Origin of the sequence: Dryocola clanedunensis (assembly GCF_038405435.1) — a bacterium.
Classification (GTDB): domain Bacteria; phylum Pseudomonadota; class Gammaproteobacteria; order Enterobacterales; family Enterobacteriaceae; genus Dryocola; species Dryocola clanedunensis_A.
In genome coordinates, this window is sequence record NZ_JBBYHZ010000001.1 from 261,292 (window position 1) to 276,864 (window position 15,573).

The window sequence follows — 15,573 nt, forward strand, 5'->3', positions numbered from 1 at the left end:
TAGAGTTAGCTAACATTTACGACCATTACAGAAACAAATTCACTACATGAATAAAAACATGTCATTAAAAAAAGTAATCCGAAATTTGGCCTGAGATTAGAATTTTTCAAACGAGAGGCGGGGTTCCCTTCCCGGTGTCGGGAAGGAAAATGTGACTGGGTTAACGCTATTGTTTAACGAAGCCAGGCGGGCAGATCCTGCAGCCCCATCGCCTGACGAACGAGCTGCGGCTTAACGCCGGGCAGGGTATCGGCAAGCTTCAGGCCGATATCACGCAGCAGCTTTTTGGCCGGATTGCTGCCCGCGAACAGATCGCGGAAGCCCTGCATGCTTGCCAGCATCATAGCGGCACTGTGCTTACGGCTGCGTTCGTAGCGGCGCAGATACAGATACTGGCCGATGTCTTTGCCTTCACGGTGCAGGCGACGAACTTCATCAATCAGCTCGGCGGCATCCATAAAGCCGAGGTTCACTCCCTGCCCGGCCAGCGGATGAATGGTATGGGCAGCGTCGCCCACCAGCGCAAGGCGGTGCGCCGCGAAGCTGCGGGCGTAGCGCCCCGTCAGCGGGAAGACCTGCCGTTCGCTCTCAACGCGGCACAACCCAAGATGCATATCAAAGGCTACGCTCAGCGCCTGATTAAACTCCTCATCCGTTGCCTGCTGCATACGCTCCGCTTCCTGCGGCGGCAGCGACCAGACAATCGAGCACAGATGCGGATCGGACAGCGGCAGGAAGGCCAGAATGCCCTCGCCGTGGAAGACCTGGCGCGCCACGGCCTGATGCGGCTCGGCGGTACGGATAGTGGCCACCAGCCCGTGGTGACGGTAATCCCAGAATGTCAGCGGAATATCCGCCTGCTTGCGCAGCCATGAGTTGGCACCGTCGGCCCCGATAACCAGGCGTGCGGTCAGCATCGCCCCATCTTTCAGGGTGATGAACGCTTCGTTTTCACCCCAGGCAACCTGCTGTAGCTCAGCGGGAGCCATCAGCGTGACGTCCGCGCACTGTTCGGCGCGCTGCCACAAAGCCTGATGAATAACTGCGTTTTCAATAATGTGGCCCAGGTGGCTGAAACCGTAGGTTTTATCGTCGAAATCGATTTTTCCGAAGCTGTCCTGGTCCCAGACCGCCATGCCGTGATACGGCGCTGCGCGGCGGGCAATCTGCGGCCACGCACCCAGGTGGGCCAGCAGCTTTTCGCTGGCAGCGTTTATGGCCGACACTCGCAGGGCGGGAGGTGCATCTGGTGCAGGAGGCTGCGGTAGATGATTCTCCAGCACGGCCATGCGCAGGCCGCTGCCCTGCAAACCACAGGCAACCGCCAGACCCACCATGCCGCCACCAACAATCGCCACATCAACGCTTTGCAAATTGATTCTCCTTTAACGCGCAACCCAACCGAGGGTCCGCTGTGCCAGCACGTCTCGTGCCGGAGTAAAATGTTCCATCGCCATCAGGCCCAGATTACGGCCAACGACCAGCGGCGCCCAGTGGTTAGCAAACAGCTGCACCAGGCCATCGGTGACGCCGATGGTTGCCGCTTTATCTGCGCTTCGGCGCTGCTGATAATCAGCCAGCACGGGATAGCTGCCGGGATCGAGCTGCGCCTGATGTGCGGCGCTCAGGGTTTCTGCGAGCGACATGACATCGCGCAGGCCGAGGTTAAAGCCCTGCCCGGCAATGGGATGCAGAGTTTGTGCGGCGTTGCCGACCAGCGCCACGCGATGCGAAACAGATTGCGTGGCGGTGGTCAGCGCCAGCGGGTAAATATTGCGCGCGCCCGCATGGGTGATTCGCCCCAGGCGCCAGCCGAAGGCGCGCTGTAGCTCGTTGCAGAAACGCTCGTCGCTCCAGCTTTTTACTTCTTCCAGCGCATCCTGAGGATGGCACCAGACCAGCGAGCAGCGCCCGTCGGACATCGGCAACATGGCCAACGGACCATGCCCGGTAAAGCGTTCAAAGGCCCGGCCGTTGTGCGGCAGAGCGGTAGTGACGTTGGCGATAGCCGCAATCTGCTGATAATCCTGCTGCTGCCAGACGATGCCGCACTGCGCCGCAAGCGCGGAACGGGAGCCGTCTGCTGCGACGAGCAGTTTGCCTTCCAGCACCGTTCCGCTGTCCAGCGTTACGCTTACCCCGCGTTCATCACGCGTAAAGGAGGATACTCGCTCCGGGCAGTGTAATGTCACGCCCGGCGCTTTACGCAGCAGGGCAAACAGACGCTGGCCGACATCGTGCAGCTCAACCACCTGGCCTAAAGCGCCAATCTGATAATCTTCCGCTTCGAGCGTCACAAACCCTGCGTGCCCGCGATCGCTCACGTGCACGGTGGTAATTGCCGTGGCGCAGTCAGAAATCGCAGGCCAGACGCCGATGCGGGTCAACTGCTGACAGGTACCCTGAGCGAGAGCAATTGCCCGGGCGTCAAAACCCGGATGGGCTACAGAGTCTGGTTCAGTGGCTTCGACAAGGTGCACCGGGAGCTTTCCCCCGGTCATCTTTGAGATAGCCAGCGCGAGGGTTGCGCCGGTCATGCCCCCGCCGACGATAATCACGCTCATAGCTGACGTGCCGTCGCCATCAGCGCTTCAATATCATCCGCAGATTTCACCACGCTCGCCGTCAGGTTTTCGTTGCCGTCTTCGGTGATGAGAATGTCATCTTCAATACGAATGCCGATGCCGCGATACTCCGCAGGCACATCCGCATCCGGTGCGATATACAGCCCCGGCTCAACGGTGATAACCATGCCGGGTTCCAGCACGCGGGAACGATCCGGGCCGTAAGCCCCCACGTCGTGAACGTCCAGGCCAAGCCAGTGGCTGAGGCCGTGCATGAAGAACTGGCGGTGAGCGTTATCAGCTATCAGCTGTTCGACTTCACCTTTCAGAATGCCAAGCTTCACCAGTCCCTGGACCATAATGCGGATAACCTCGCCGGTCACTTCCTGCATGGAAGTCCCCGGGCGGTAGAGCTTAAGCGCCGTCTCAAGGGATTCAAGAACGATGTTATAGATAGCGCGCTGTGGCGCACTGAACTTGCCGTTCACCGGGAAGGTGCGGGTGATATCCCCCGCGTACCCTTTGTATTCGCATCCGGCGTCAATCAGCACCAGCTCGCCGTCGCGCATTTCACATTCGTTTTCGGTGTAGTGCAGAATACAGCCGTTCTCACCGCTGCCAACGATAGTGTTATAGGATGGGAAGCGCGCGCCGTGGCGGCTGAATTCATGAAGAATTTCCCCTTCCAGCTGATATTCGAACATGCCCGGGCGGCACTTTTCCATCGCACGGGTATGGGCCAGCGCGGTGATCTCACCGGCCCGGCGCATCACGGCAATTTCTTCATCGGATTTAAACAGGCGCTGCTCGTGGACCCACGGGCGCCAGTCGGTCAGCGTGGCGGGAGCACTCAGGTTTTGCCGAGAGCCACGGCGCAGCTTATCGAGCGCGGTAAAGACGATGGCATCCGCATACGCATGTTCGCCCTGAGCGTGATAAACCACGTCCAGGCCGTTGAGCAACTGATGCAGCTGCTCGTCAATTTCAGAAAATGCCAGCGCACGATCCACTGCCAGTTTTTCCGGCGCGGCTTCCTGACCAAGACGACGACCAAACCAGATTTCCGCGGTCTTATCGCGCAGCCGGTTGAACAGCACGCTGTGGTTGTGGGTCTCATCGCTTTTGATAAGCACCAGTACCGCTTCGGGTTCGTTAAACCCGGTGAAGTACCAGAAATCGCTGTTCTGGCGGTACGGATATTCACTGTCCGCACTGCGCGTCGCCTCGGGAGCCGCAAAAATTAGCGCGGCGCTGGCCGGAGCCATTTTCGCCAGTAGCGCCTGGCGGCGACGGAGAAATTCCTGCTGATTCATCACACCTCCTGAGACAAAATTTTAGTGGAGCGTCGGCTTGCGCACTTCTGGTGCCGTTGGCATCGGACGGGTAAAGGTGTCGTGGCACAGCAGTGCGGCAACCCGCACGTACTCGACGATCTCTTCGAGGGACATTTCCAGCTCTTCCTGATCTTCGTCTTCGTCATAGCCGAGCTGGGCGATGTTGCGCAGATCGTCGATGGCTTCACCTGTTTCGCCGGTCACCTTATCAAGTTTAGGCTGGGTGACGCCCAGGCCAAGCAGGAAATGGTTAACCCAGCCGGCCAGCGCGTCAGCACGGTCAAAAACCGTGGTTTCGTCGCCGTCCGGCAGGTAAAGCTGAAACATAAAACCGTCGTCTTCCAGCGCATCGCCAGTCGCGCCGTGCATCTGGCGCAGGCTGTCGGCAAGGTTCTGGCTGAAGGCCAGGCCTTCGTTGGTCAGGTCGTGGAGCAGCGTTTGCCAACTGGTGTCTTTGTTGCCGCCACACAGCATTCCGCTGATCAGGCCGTGCATTTCTGCAGGCGTCAGGCCCACACCTTGTTGGTTCAAAAGTTGGCTTACGGCGTCGTAGCCAGGCATTGCGTTCTGTATAGACATGCGCATTCGTCATCGTTGGCAGAGAGAGTTCATGTTATGCTACCACCAGGGACCTCGAGGCACCAGAAAAGGGCTTGTATCTTCATAACGGGGTAGCTATAGTGACGCCCCTTTCGTGGCCTGGCACAGGTTGGCGGAAGGCAGGCGAGTTAACAGCAGGAAGGTGGCATGTCTGCACAACCAGTCGATATCCAAATTTTCGGTCGTTCATTGCGCGTGAATTGTCCGCCTGAACAACAGGATGCGTTGAATCAGGCCGCAGATGAGCTGAATCAGCGGTTGCAAGATTTAAAAGTTCGCACTAGAGTCACAAATACTGAGCAGTTAGTTTTCATCGCGGCACTGAACATTTGCTACGAGCTGACTCAGGAAAAATCGAAAACCCGTGACTACGCTGCCAACATGGAGCAGCGTATCAAAATGTTACAGCAGACCATTGAACAAGCCTTACTTGAACAGGGTCGCATAACAGAAAGACAGGGTCCAAATTTTGAATAACGCTTCGCAGTTGTCTATGGTAGAGTAACTGTGAAGTACAAAATTCTCTGAGATGTTTGCAAGCGGGCCAGTCCCCTGAGCCGATATTTCATACCACAAGAATGTGGTGCTCCACCGTCGGTGAGCATGCTCGGTCCGTCCGAGAAGCCTGATGACAGTGACGCTGCATTCACCTTGAACCAAGGGTTCAAGGGTTACAGCCTGCGGCGGCATCTCGGAGATTCCCTCTTTCTACCTGGTCATTTCATATGACACAACGTTCCTTAAGTTCTACACCCCATTTTGCCTCACAGCTTCGCGCTGAAATTCGCCAGACCATACGGCAAAGACGCCGCTCCATTACGGATTCCGAACAGCATATTTTCGCCCAACGGGCCGCTTCACGCATGCTGGCATACCCACCGGTAATAAAGGCAAAAAGCGTCGCGGTGTTTTTGTCGTTCGACGGCGAGCTGGATACAGATCCCTTGATTCGTGCTCTGTGGCAGGCCGGTAAGTCCGTATATCTCCCCGTTCTGCACCCTTTCAGCAAAAGCAGCCTGCTGTTTTTACGCTATGACAAAGACAGCCATCTGGTTATGAACAGGCTGAAAATCCTTGAGCCAAAGCTCGACGTGCGCAACGTGCTGCCGCTGGACAGGCTGGACGTGCTGGTAACGCCGCTGGTCGCGTTTGACGAACAGGGGCAACGGTTGGGCATGGGCGGAGGATTTTACGACAGGACGCTACAGAACTGGCAGCGGCATGGCCTGTGGCCGGTTGGTCTGGCACATGATTGCCAGCAGGTTCCGGCTTTACCAGCGGAGGAGTGGGATATTCCGTTACCGGCGGTTGTCACGCCCTCCCGGCTGTGGGAATGGTAAAAAAGAGGGTGGTGCATTCGCTTATCCGCCCTACGAACAGCAACGAATGCAGGGCGGAAAAGCGCCAGCGTCATCCACCGGCAGAGTTAAATCAGTAAAGCAGACGGGCGCGGATTGTCCCCGGAATCGCCTTCATAGACTTCAGCGCGGCTTCGGCAACATCTTCAGCAGCATCAATATCGATGACCACGTAACCCATATGCGGCGTGGTTTGCAGGAACTGGGCGGCAATGTTGATGCCCTGCTCGGCAAAGATCTGGTTGAGCGCGGTCAGAATCCCCGGGCGGTTCTCGTGGATGTGCAGCAGGCGGCTTGTTGTCCCGCTATGCAGCGGCAGGGAAACCTCCGGGAAATTCACCGCAGACAGCGTTGAGCCGTTGTCAGAATACTTCGCAAGTTTACCCGCCACTTCCAGACCGATATTCTCCTGCGCTTCCTGAGTTGAGCCGCCAATGTGCGGCGTCAGGATCACGTTATCGAACTCGCACAGCGGCGACACAAACGGATCGCTGTTGGTTGCCGGTTCGGTCGGGAAAACGTCGATTGCGGCACCGGCCAGATGCTTACGCGCCAGCGCATCGCAAAGCGCCGGGATATCGACAACCGTACCGCGAGCGCAGTTGATCAGCAGCGCACCCGGCTTCATCAGCGCCAGTTCGTCGGCACCAATCATATTCTTAGTGGATGCGTTCTCAGGCACGTGCAGGCTGACCACGTCGCTCATGTTGAGCAGGTCGGACAGATGCTGCACCTGCGTGGCGTTACCCAGCGGCAGCTTGTTTTCAATATCGTAGAAGAAGACGTTCATCCCCAGCGATTCGGCCAGAATGCCAAGCTGGGTGCCGATGTGGCCGTAACCGATAATCCCCAGCTTCTTGCCACGGGCTTCATAAGAGCCGACCGCAACTTTATTCCACACGCCACGGTGCGCTTTCGCGTTGGCTTCCGGTACGCCGCGCAGTAAAAGCAGCAGCTGGCCAAGCACCAGTTCAGCAACAGAGCGCGTGTTGGAGAATGGCGCGTTGAATACCGGCACGCCGCGTTTAGCCGCCGCATCCAGGTCAACCTGGTTAGTGCCGATACAGAAGCAGCCGACCGCAACCAGCTTTTCAGCCGCCGCAAGAATGTCTTCAGTCAGGTTGGTACGGGAACGTAAGCCGATGAAATGGGCATCACGGATGGCTTCTTTAAGCGCATCGCTGTCCAGCGCGCCTTTGTGATACTCGATGTTGGTGTAGCCTGCCGCGCGAAGATTATCGACCGCCTTCTGGTGTACACCTTCCACCAGCAGGAATTTAATTCTGTCTTTTTCGAGTGATACTTTTGCCATTTCCCGACCCTATTTAGCTAGCTGTGTTGTACTGCCTGTAAGTTACCCTTCTGTCAAAATATCAAAATCTACGCTATGGGCAATATGAACGATTGCGTCAGCGGGCAGGCGGGAGAGAAATAAGCGGCAGGAGTTAGCACAAAATGCTGGCGGCGTGGGAGAACCAGGAATGAAGCACAGGTGGTTTACAGGAATGTGACATATGTCACCAAATTTGCCGTTAAAATAAATTGTCAGAATTTAAACGGATTTTTGGGGCGCAGCGTGCGCCCCGGTCAGATCATTTTACGATGGTTTTCACGCCGTCCGCCGTGCCGATCAGCGCAACGTCCGCGCCTCGGTTAGCAAACAGGCCGACGGTCACCACGCCCGGCAGGCCGTTAATCGCATTTTCCAGCGCGATCGGGTCGATGATGCTCAGGCCATAGACGTCAAGAATGATGTTGCCGTTGTCGGTTACCACGCCCTGACGGTACTCCGGGCGGCCGCCCAGCTTGACCAGCTCGCGAGCGACGCAGCTGCGGGCCATGGGAATCACTTCTACAGGCAGCGGGAAGTTGCCGAGGACATCAACCTGCTTGGAGGCGTCGGCGATGCAGATGAACCTCTCGGCAACGGAAGCGATGATCTTTTCACGGGTCAGCGCTGCACCACCGCCTTTAATCATCTGCATCTGGCCGTTAATTTCGTCCGCGCCGTCCACATAGATGCCCAGAGAATCAACTTCGTTAAGGTCGAAGACGGTAATGCCCAGGCTCTTCAGCTTAGCGGTGGAGGCATCGGAGCTGGATACCGCGCCATCAATCTGGTGTTTGATGGTGCCCAGAGCGTCAATAAAGTGTGCGGCGGTTGAGCCTGTGCCCACGCCAACGATGGTGCCCGGCTGCACGTACTGGAGCGCTGCCCAACCCACTGCTTTTTTCAGTTCATCCTGCGTCATGGTTATTTGCCTGTGCTGTGAAAACTGACGCGCATTATAGAGCAACCGCCGTGGGATTGTCCCCGACGATGGGAGAACTCATCCGATCTTTGTGGATTTGGTCTGGATTGAGGGCAAATTTATGTCATAGTGCTGGCAAAGCAAAAACAGAGGTCAGCAACAACAATGAAACGCCCGGACTACAGAACGCTACAGGCGCTGGATGCGGTTATTCGTGAACGAGGGTTTGAGCGCGCGGCGCAGAAGCTGTGCATCACACAATCCGCGGTGTCACAGCGCATCAAGCAACTGGAAAATATGTTCGGCCAGCCATTGTTAGTGCGCACCGTTCCGCCACGCCCGACCGAGCAGGGACAGAAACTGCTGGCGTTACTGCGTCAGGTGGAGCTGCTGGAAGAAGAGTGGCTTGGCGATGAGCAAACCGGTTCCACGCCTCTGCTGCTGTCGCTGGCGGTGAACGCCGACAGCCTGGCAACCTGGCTGCTGCCCGCGCTGGCGCCGGTGCTGGCCGACTCCCCTATCCGCCTGAATCTGCAGGTTGAAGATGAAACCCGTACCCAGGAACGCCTGCGTCGCGGCGAAGTGGTCGGGGCCGTATCCATTCAACCCCAGCCGCTACCGAGCTGCCTGGTTGATAAATTAGGCGCGCTTGATTATCTGTTCGTTGGCTCGAAAGATTTTGCCGCTCGCTACTTCCCGAACGGCGTCACGCGTTCCGCCCTGCTCAAAGCGCCAGCCGTCGCCTTTGACCATCTTGACGATATGCACCAGGCCTTTTTACAACAGAACTTCGATCTGTCGCCGGGCAGCGTGCCTTGCCACATCGTGAACTCGTCGGAAGCCTTTGTGCAGCTGGCTCGCCAGGGCACCACCTGCTGCATGATCCCGCATCTGCAAATCGAAAGGGAGCTGAACAGCGGCGAGCTGATTGACCTGACGCCGGGCCTGATGCAGCGGCGTATGCTGTACTGGCACCGGTTTGCGCCGGAAAGCAGAATGATGCGCAACGTCACGGACGCGCTGCTGGAGTACGGACACCGGGTGCTGCGCCAGGACGCTGAATAGAAAAAGGCCGCTTATATTAGCGGCCTTTTTTATTGGATGGCGCTTACGCTTATCCAACCTACTCTTTATTAATTACTTCGCAGCTTCGTTCTGAGCGCGGTCCAGCTCAAACACCACGTCTACCTGATCGTCAAACTGAATGGTCTGCTGATCGTAAGTATCCTGCGCGGATACAGGCGCTGCGGCATCGGCCTTCATCATCCGTACCATTGGCGCGGGCTGATAGTTAGAAACGTGATAGCGCACGCTGTAGACCTGACCCAGCTTGCTGTTAAAGCCTTCGGCCAACAGTTTTGCCTGACGGGTCGCGTCGCTAATCGCTTCTTTACGCGCCTTGTCTTTGTACTGCTCAGGATCCGCAACGCCCAGTGAGACGGAGCGGATTTCGTTCAGGCCAGCCTTCAGGGCACCGTCCAGCAGCTCGTTCATTTTGTCGAGCTTGCGCAGGGTCACTTCCACCTGGCGCACGGCACGGTAGCCTTTCAGCTGCGTTTTGCCGTCTTTCAGGTATTCGTATTCCGGCTGGGTGCGCAGGTTAGCCGCATTGATATCCTTCTTCTCAACGCCGCTCTGCTGCAGGAATGTCAGGTACTGCGCAACGCGGTCATCAGCCTGTTTTTTTGCTGAGGCCGCATCTTTGGCGGAGACGTTTACTTCGATAGCGAGCGTGGCAATATCAGGAACGGCATCGACGCTGGCGGTGCCGGACGTGACGATATGCGGACCGTTTGGCAGCTCGTCGGCCAGCGCCGGTAGCGTACCAAATCCTACTAAAGCGGCTAATGCCAGGGTTTTAAACTTCACTGTAATTCCTCCATGCTACGTTCCACTGTCATTGCGCCCGACAGGGTCGCGGGCGTATGGCAGCAAGCTTAGCCTGGAATGGTAACTTGTCTATCGGATAAAGGCCAATTAACCCATCAGCGAGCGGATGTGCTGAACCCCATCCCACGCCAGCTGGGAAGCGATAAACCACATCACCACGCCCACTACGCCGTTGATAATACGCTGCGCTTTGGCCGTCCGCAGGCGCGGCGCAAGCCACGCGGCGAGGATCGCCAGTCCATAGAACCACAGAATCGACGCGCTGATCGTTCCCAGTGCAAACCAGCGTTTTGGCTCGGCGGCCAGCTGCCCGCCAAGGCTGCCCAGCACGACGAAGGTGTCGAGATAGACGTGCGGATTAAGCCAGGTGACGGCGAGCATGGTGGCGATGATTTTCCAGCGCCCCTGCTTCATGACCTCCGCCGTTGCCAGCTCTACGCTGCTGCTCATCGCCGTGCGCAGCGCGCCCCAGCCGTACCAGAGCAGGAAAGCAACGCCGCCCCAGGTGACCAGCGCCAGCAGCCACGGCGACTTCATCAGGATGGCGCTGCCGCCAAAGATACCGCCGCAGATAAGCACCAGGTCGCTTAACGCGCTGAGCGTGGCAATCATCAGGTGGTACTGTCGGCGGATACCCTGGTTCATCACAAAGGCATTCTGGGGCCCAAGAGGGAGGATCATGGCCGCACCTAAGGCAAGCCCTTGAAAGTAGTAAGATATCACGAGGAGTTTCTCTTCAGTATTTGGCAATTGATGAAGAGTTTAAGGCGGAAGAATTATTAGAGGAAATGGATAATATTAATGGCTTATCAGAATTTCTAATGATAAACGGGCCAGCCGAAGCTGACCCGCCTGGCTTACTGCTGCGCGGGTTCTTTCACGCGTTTGAAGTTGACGTCCATCTGCGGATAAGGAATGCCGATACCGTTGGCATCCAGCGCTTTCTTAATGCGCTCCAGCACGTCCCAGTAGACGTTTTGCAGATCGCCACTGTTGCTCCAGCAGCGTACAACAAAGTTCACCGAGGATGGCCCCAGTTCGTTAAGGCGCACGGTCTGCTCGCGGTCCTTCAGGATGCGGTCATCGCTGCTGATGATATCGGTCAGGATCTGCTTCACCTGGTCGATGTCCGCGTCATAGGCCACGCCGATGATAAATTCATTGCGGCGCACCGGCTCACGGGAGAAGTTAATGATGTTGCCGGCGATGATTTTACCGTTTGGCACCACGACGATTTTGCCGTCTACGGTGCGCAGGGTAGTTGAGAAAATTTGCACATTAAGCACGGTACCCGCGATACCGCCAAGGTCAACGTACTCACCCGCCCGGAAAGGACGGAAGGTCACCAGCAGCACGCCCGCCGCGAGGTTTGAAAGCGACCCCTGGAGGGCTAAACCGATAGCCAGACCGGCAGCACCCAGTACGGCAATCACCGAGGCCGTCTGCACCCCCACTCGTCCAAGGGCGGCAATCAGCGTGAAGGCAATAATTCCGTAGCGGACCAGGGCGGAGAGAAAATCCGCTACCGTGGCATCGATGTGCCTTGCGCGCATCACCCGGTTAATCGCGCCTGATACCATGCGGGCGATAATCATCCCGACGATGATAATGGCAATGGCCGCCACGATGTTGACCGCATAGCTCAGCAGCAATGCCTGGTTGCGCACCAGCCAGCCTCCGGCATTATTGATACTGTTTACTACGTTAAGATCTTCCATTCCCGGTTCCTTGTTTTGTAGCGAAATGGTTACCTGAACCACAAGTTAGACTCTAAAGGGTAAACAAAAACAAGCGAATGTGCCAAGTCGCTCACAAATTAGGACTACCGATCGCGAATAAATGAACAAAAAAAAGCCCGCACGAGGCGGGCTTGTCGAACTAATTGCGCTTTAACTTACAGAACGTCTTTCGCGTTCAGTTCGTTGAAAGCCTGCTCCAGACGGGTGATCATAGAGGTCTGTGCAGCACGCAGCCATACGCGTGGATCGTAGTATTTCTTGTTCGGCTGGTCTTCGCCTTTCGGGTTGCCCAGCTGACCCTGCAGGTAAGCTTCGTTTTCTTTGTAGTAGTTCAGGATACCTTCCCATGTTGCCCACTGGGTGTCGGTATCGATGTTCATTTTGATTACGCCGTAGCTTACGGAGTCTTTGATTTCCTGTGCAGACGAACCGGAACCGCCGTGGAAGACGAAGTTCAGGGAGTTGTGCGGCAGGTTGTGTTTCTTAGAAACATAATCCTGGGAATCACGCAGGATAGTTGGGGTCAGAACCACGTTGCCTGGCTTGTACACACCGTGCACGTTACCGAAGGAAGCAGCGATGGTGAAACGTGGGCTGATCGCGTTCAGTTTGGTGTACGCGTAGTCAACGTCTTCTGGCTGAGTGTACAGTGCAGATGCGTCCATATGGCTGTTATCTACGCCATCTTCTTCACCGCCGGTGCAGCCCAGTTCGATTTCCAGAGTCATGTCCATTTTGGCCATACGGGCCAGGTATTTGGAGCAGATCTCGATGTTTTCTTCCAGAGACTCTTCGGACAGGTCAATCATGTGGGAAGAGAACAGTGGTTTACCGGTAGCAGCGAAGTGTTTCTCACCCGCGTCCAGCAGGCCGTCGATCCACGGCAGCAGTTTCTTAGCGCAGTGGTCGGTGTGCAGAATAACCGGCACGCCGTAATGTTCTGCCATCTGGTGAACGTGGTGTGCGCCAGAGATAGCACCCAGGATTGCAGCACCCTGAGGAACGTCGGTTTTCACGCCTTTACCGGCGATGAAAGCGGCACCGCCGTTAGAGAACTGAACGATAACTGGAGCTTTAACTTTTGCAGCAGTTTCCAGAACGGCGTTGATGGAGTCGGTGCCCACGCAGTTAACGGCTGGCAGAGCGAAGTTATTCTCTTTCGCTACCTGGAAAACTTTCTGTACGTCATCACCAGTGATTACGCCTGGTTTTACGAAATCAAAAATCTTAGACATGGTTGTTTGTCCTGTATCGTCGTATCGTTTGTGCCGCCTAAGGTCGTCTACGGGCGGCAAGAAATCAACGGGCAGGATAATCCTGCCCGTAATTATTACTTCTTAGCGCGCTCTTCGAGCATCGCTACTGCTGGCAGTACTTTGCCTTCCACGAACTCGAGGAATGCGCCGCCGCCGGTAGAGATGTAGGAGATCTTGTCGGAGATACCGAACAGGTCGATAGCCGCCAGGGTGTCACCGCCGCCTGCGATAGAGAACGCTTCGCTGTCTGCGATGGCGTTAGCAACGATTTCGGTCCCTTTACGGAAGTTAGGGAACTCGAATACGCCAACCGGGCCGTTCCACAGAATGGTTTTCGCGTTTTTCAGGATATCGGCCAGCTTCTGGGCAGAGACGTCGCCCAGGTCCAGAATCTGCTCTTCATCTTTGATGTCGTTTACAGATTTCAGGGTAGCGGTAGCGGTTTCAGAGAACTCGGTCGCAACGCGAACGTCAGTTGGTACCGGAATGTCGCAGGTAGTCAGCAGGCGCTTAGCTTCGTCAACCAGGTCTGCTTCATACAGGGATTTACCTACGTTGTGGCCCTGAGCGGCAACGAAGGTGTTCGCGATACCGCCACCAACAATCAGCTGGTCAGCGATTTTGGACAGGGAGTCCAGCACGGTCAGTTTGGTAGATACTTTAGAACCGCCAACGATAGCAACCATTGGACGAGCTGGTTCTTTCAGTGCTTTACCCAGCGCGCTCAGCTCTTCAGCCAGCAGCGGGCCTGCACAAGCGATATCAGCAAATTTGCCTACGCCGTGAGTAGAAGCCTGCGCGCGGTGCGCGGTGCCGAAAGCATCCATAACGAATACGTCACACAGGGCAGCGTATTTCTTAGACAGGGTTTCGTCGTCTTTCTTTTCGCCTTTGTTGAAGCGAACGTTTTCCAGAACGACCAGCTCACCGGCGGCAACTTCAACGCCGTCAAGGTAATCTTTCGCCAGGCGAACCGGGGAAGACAGTTTGTCTTTCAGGTAGTTAACAACCGGCAGCAGAGAGAATTCTTCGTTGTACTCGCCTTCGGTCGGACGACCCAGGTGAGAGGTAACCATCACTTTCGCGCCCTGCTTCAGAGCCAGTTCGATGGTTGGCAGAGATGCACGGATACGTGCGTCAGATGTCACTTTCCCTTCTTTAACTGGTACGTTCAAATCTGCACGGATCAGAACGCGCTTACCAGCCAGATCCAGATCGGTCATCTTAATTACAGACATGGTGAATCCTCTCGTTGATTCTTAAAGTTTTGCGGGCGCATTCCACGCCCTACCTGAAACCACTTGCAGCCATGACTAACGTCGTGTCGAGCATTCGGTTAGCAAAGCCCCATTCGTTATCGCACCAGACCAGAGTTTTAATCAGGTGCTGCCCACTGACCCGGGTTTGCGTGCCGTCAACAATGGCACTGTGCGGGTCATGGTTAAAATCAGTCGAGACCAACGGTAATTCCGTATAGTCAACTATACCATGAAATGAATCCTGTGCCGCTTTTTGCAGTAACTGGTTGATTTCATTTGCATTCACTGCATCCCTTACCGTCACGCTTAAATCGATGGCGGTGACGTTAATTGTCGGGACGCGAACCGCAATCGCCTCAAAACGATCGTTAAATTTCGGGAAGATACGGGCGATGCCGGCGGCAAGGCGTGTATCTACCGGAATGATCGATTGGCTGGCAGCGCGGGTACGCCGCAGATCCGGATGGTATGCATCTATTACCTGCTGATCGTGCATCGCGGAGTGGATGGTGGTGACCGTCCCCCACTCAATGCCAAAGGCATCATCAAGTAATTTGATAATCGGGATTATACAATTCGTGGTACAGGAGGCATTTGAGACGATTCGGTGGCTGCCCTGCACCTCGTGGTGGTTAACGCCGTACACCACGGTTGCATCGAGATCGTTGCCGCCTGGATGGGAGAAGAGAACTTTTTTGGCCCCGGCTTCAAGATGGGCTACGCCATCGGCGCGGGAACCAAAGACGCCGGTACAGTCCAGCACGACGTCAACGCCCAGTTCACGCCACGGCAGCGCCGCAATAGTCGGCTCATGCAGCAACCGGATGGCATCGTCGCCGACCCACAGCTGGTCACGCTCCTGGCGCACGTCCCAGGCAAAGCGCCCATGGCTGGTGTCATATTTCAACAGATGCGCCATACCCGCAGCGTCAGCCAGCTCATTGATTGCTACCACGGTGATTTCCGCACGGCGACCGGATTCGTACAAAGCACGTACCACGTTGCGCCCAATGCGACCGAAGCCATTAATTGCGATGCGTACGGTCATATCTCTCCTGCCAGAATCCCTGAATCGAAGTGGCTGACAGAGTAATCCAGCCGCCCTTCCAGGGGAATCCTCGCACTCACGAAACTGCAATTGACTGCTTATTTGTCGAACATTTATTCGACTGAAACGCTTCAGCTATGGTAAGCGAAACGTGGAATAAAAGGAACGTTGCCCCCCGGCATCCAACCAATCTTCTGACGCAGGTCACATTTTTGATGGAATAACTGCAATACCAGAGGGCTGCCGGGTGAATAACGACCGCATCATTCAGCT

The 15,573-nt window shown here is 56.1% G+C and carries 15 protein-coding genes and 1 other RNA gene; 4 read left to right on the forward strand and 12 right to left on the reverse strand.

Annotated features, from left to right (window positions below):
• Window positions 1–173: 173 nt before the first annotated feature.
• Genes ubiI through AAE045_RS01225 form a run of 4 tightly spaced genes read right to left on the reverse strand, consistent with a single transcriptional unit; the run spans window position 174 to window position 4,477 of the window.
• Entirely contained in the window at window positions 174–1,373 is a 1,200-nt protein-coding gene (ubiI, locus tag AAE045_RS01210; protein WP_455546128.1) for an FAD-dependent 2-octaprenylphenol hydroxylase, read from the reverse strand.
• Between the two features lie 12 nt (window positions 1,374–1,385).
• Window positions 1,386–2,564, reverse strand: coding sequence for a 2-octaprenyl-6-methoxyphenyl hydroxylase (gene ubiH / locus AAE045_RS01215; RefSeq protein WP_455546129.1), 1,179 nt, complete (start codon window positions 2,562–2,564; stop codon window positions 1,386–1,388).
• Window positions 2,561–3,877: a Xaa-Pro aminopeptidase gene (gene pepP / locus AAE045_RS01220; RefSeq protein WP_455546130.1), complete on the reverse strand. Its 1,317-nt coding sequence runs from the start codon at window positions 3,875–3,877 to the stop codon at window positions 2,561–2,563. Before pepP ends, ubiH begins: the two co-directional genes overlap by 4 nt.
• A gap of 21 nt (window positions 3,878–3,898) precedes the next feature.
• A complete protein-coding gene (locus tag AAE045_RS01225) occupies window positions 3,899–4,477 on the reverse strand; it encodes a YecA/YgfB family protein (RefSeq protein WP_455546131.1) in 579 nt (192 codons plus the stop codon).
• A 168-nt stretch (window positions 4,478–4,645) separates the two neighbouring features.
• On the opposite strand from AAE045_RS01225, the gene zapA reads away from it, so the two are divergent.
• The 3 genes from zapA (at window position 4,646) to AAE045_RS01240 (ending at window position 5,838) form a co-directional block, all read left to right on the forward strand.
• Window positions 4,646–4,975 (forward strand): cell division protein ZapA, encoded by a 330-nt coding sequence (zapA, locus tag AAE045_RS01230; RefSeq protein ID WP_455425661.1) that lies wholly within the window; start codon window positions 4,646–4,648, stop codon window positions 4,973–4,975.
• 41 nt (window positions 4,976–5,016) lie between these two features.
• Window positions 5,017–5,200, forward strand: a non-coding RNA gene (ssrS, locus tag AAE045_RS01235) — 6S RNA.
• A 23-nt stretch (window positions 5,201–5,223) separates the two neighbouring features.
• A complete protein-coding gene (locus AAE045_RS01240; protein ID WP_455546132.1) occupies window positions 5,224–5,838 on the forward strand; it encodes a 5-formyltetrahydrofolate cyclo-ligase in 615 nt (204 codons plus the stop codon).
• A 91-nt stretch (window positions 5,839–5,929) separates the two neighbouring features.
• On the opposite strand, the gene serA is transcribed toward AAE045_RS01240, so the two are convergent.
• Window positions 5,930–7,168 (reverse strand): phosphoglycerate dehydrogenase, encoded by a 1,239-nt coding sequence (gene serA, locus AAE045_RS01245; RefSeq protein ID WP_455546133.1) that lies wholly within the window; start codon window positions 7,166–7,168, stop codon window positions 5,930–5,932.
• A 280-nt stretch (window positions 7,169–7,448) separates the two neighbouring features.
• Entirely contained in the window at window positions 7,449–8,108 is a 660-nt protein-coding gene (rpiA, locus tag AAE045_RS01250) for a ribose-5-phosphate isomerase RpiA (protein ID WP_455546134.1), read from the reverse strand.
• A 165-nt stretch (window positions 8,109–8,273) separates the two neighbouring features.
• Between rpiA and argP the strand changes: the two genes are divergently transcribed.
• Window positions 8,274–9,173: a LysR family transcriptional regulator ArgP gene (argP, locus tag AAE045_RS01255; RefSeq protein WP_455425665.1), complete on the forward strand. Its 900-nt coding sequence runs from the start codon at window positions 8,274–8,276 to the stop codon at window positions 9,171–9,173.
• Window positions 9,174–9,245: 72 nt separating this feature from the next.
• On the opposite strand, the gene AAE045_RS01260 is transcribed toward argP, so the two are convergent.
• The 6 genes from AAE045_RS01260 to epd all read right to left on the reverse strand — a co-directional run bounded on the left by AAE045_RS01260 (window position 9,246) and on the right by epd (window position 15,300).
• On the reverse strand, window positions 9,246–9,977 hold the full coding sequence (locus tag AAE045_RS01260) for an oxidative stress defense protein (RefSeq protein WP_455546135.1): 732 nt from the start codon (window positions 9,975–9,977) through the stop codon (window positions 9,246–9,248).
• A gap of 108 nt (window positions 9,978–10,085) precedes the next feature.
• Window positions 10,086–10,721: an arginine exporter ArgO gene (gene argO / locus AAE045_RS01265; protein ID WP_455546136.1), complete on the reverse strand. Its 636-nt coding sequence runs from the start codon at window positions 10,719–10,721 to the stop codon at window positions 10,086–10,088.
• A gap of 134 nt (window positions 10,722–10,855) precedes the next feature.
• Window positions 10,856–11,716 carry a small-conductance mechanosensitive channel MscS gene (gene mscS, locus AAE045_RS01270; protein WP_455546137.1) on the reverse strand — a complete coding sequence of 287 codons (861 nt, stop codon included), beginning with the start codon at window positions 11,714–11,716 and terminating at the stop codon, window positions 10,856–10,858.
• A 176-nt stretch (window positions 11,717–11,892) separates the two neighbouring features.
• Complete coding sequence (fbaA, locus tag AAE045_RS01275; RefSeq protein ID WP_455546138.1) at window positions 11,893–12,972, reverse strand: class II fructose-bisphosphate aldolase; 1,080 nt, start codon at window positions 12,970–12,972, stop codon at window positions 11,893–11,895.
• 95 nt (window positions 12,973–13,067) lie between these two features.
• Window positions 13,068–14,231, reverse strand: coding sequence for a phosphoglycerate kinase (gene pgk, locus AAE045_RS01280; protein WP_455425670.1), 1,164 nt, complete (start codon window positions 14,229–14,231; stop codon window positions 13,068–13,070).
• A gap of 49 nt (window positions 14,232–14,280) precedes the next feature.
• Complete coding sequence (gene epd / locus AAE045_RS01285; protein ID WP_455546139.1) at window positions 14,281–15,300, reverse strand: erythrose-4-phosphate dehydrogenase; 1,020 nt, start codon at window positions 15,298–15,300, stop codon at window positions 14,281–14,283.
• Window positions 15,301–15,573 lie beyond the last annotated feature (273 nt).

What these genes read in the sequence shown, in the direction of transcription:
- ubiH (WP_455546129.1), bottom strand. Translation starts at nt 2,564, where the DNA reads ATGAGCGTGATTATCGTCGGCGGGGGCATGACCGGCGCAACCCTCGCG.
- pepP (WP_455546130.1), bottom strand. Translation starts at nt 3,877, where the DNA reads ATGAATCAGCAGGAATTTCTCCGTCGCCGCCAGGCGCTACTGGCGAAA.
- AAE045_RS01225 (WP_455546131.1), bottom strand. Translation starts at nt 4,477, where the DNA reads ATGTCTATACAGAACGCAATGCCTGGCTACGACGCCGTAAGCCAACTT.
- zapA (WP_455425661.1), top strand. Translation starts at nt 4,646, where the DNA reads ATGTCTGCACAACCAGTCGATATCCAAATTTTCGGTCGTTCATTGCGC.
- AAE045_RS01240 (WP_455546132.1), top strand. Translation starts at nt 5,224, where the DNA reads ATGACACAACGTTCCTTAAGTTCTACACCCCATTTTGCCTCACAGCTT.
- serA (WP_455546133.1), bottom strand. Translation starts at nt 7,168, where the DNA reads ATGGCAAAAGTATCACTCGAAAAAGACAGAATTAAATTCCTGCTGGTG.
- rpiA (WP_455546134.1), bottom strand. Translation starts at nt 8,108, where the DNA reads ATGACGCAGGATGAACTGAAAAAAGCAGTGGGTTGGGCAGCGCTCCAG.
- argP (WP_455425665.1), top strand. Translation starts at nt 8,274, where the DNA reads ATGAAACGCCCGGACTACAGAACGCTACAGGCGCTGGATGCGGTTATT.
- mscS (WP_455546137.1), bottom strand. Translation starts at nt 11,716, where the DNA reads ATGGAAGATCTTAACGTAGTAAACAGTATCAATAATGCCGGAGGCTGG.
- fbaA (WP_455546138.1), bottom strand. Translation starts at nt 12,972, where the DNA reads ATGTCTAAGATTTTTGATTTCGTAAAACCAGGCGTAATCACTGGTGAT.
- pgk (WP_455425670.1), bottom strand. Translation starts at nt 14,231, where the DNA reads ATGTCTGTAATTAAGATGACCGATCTGGATCTGGCTGGTAAGCGCGTT.
- epd (WP_455546139.1), bottom strand. Translation starts at nt 15,300, where the DNA reads ATGACCGTACGCATCGCAATTAATGGCTTCGGTCGCATTGGGCGCAAC.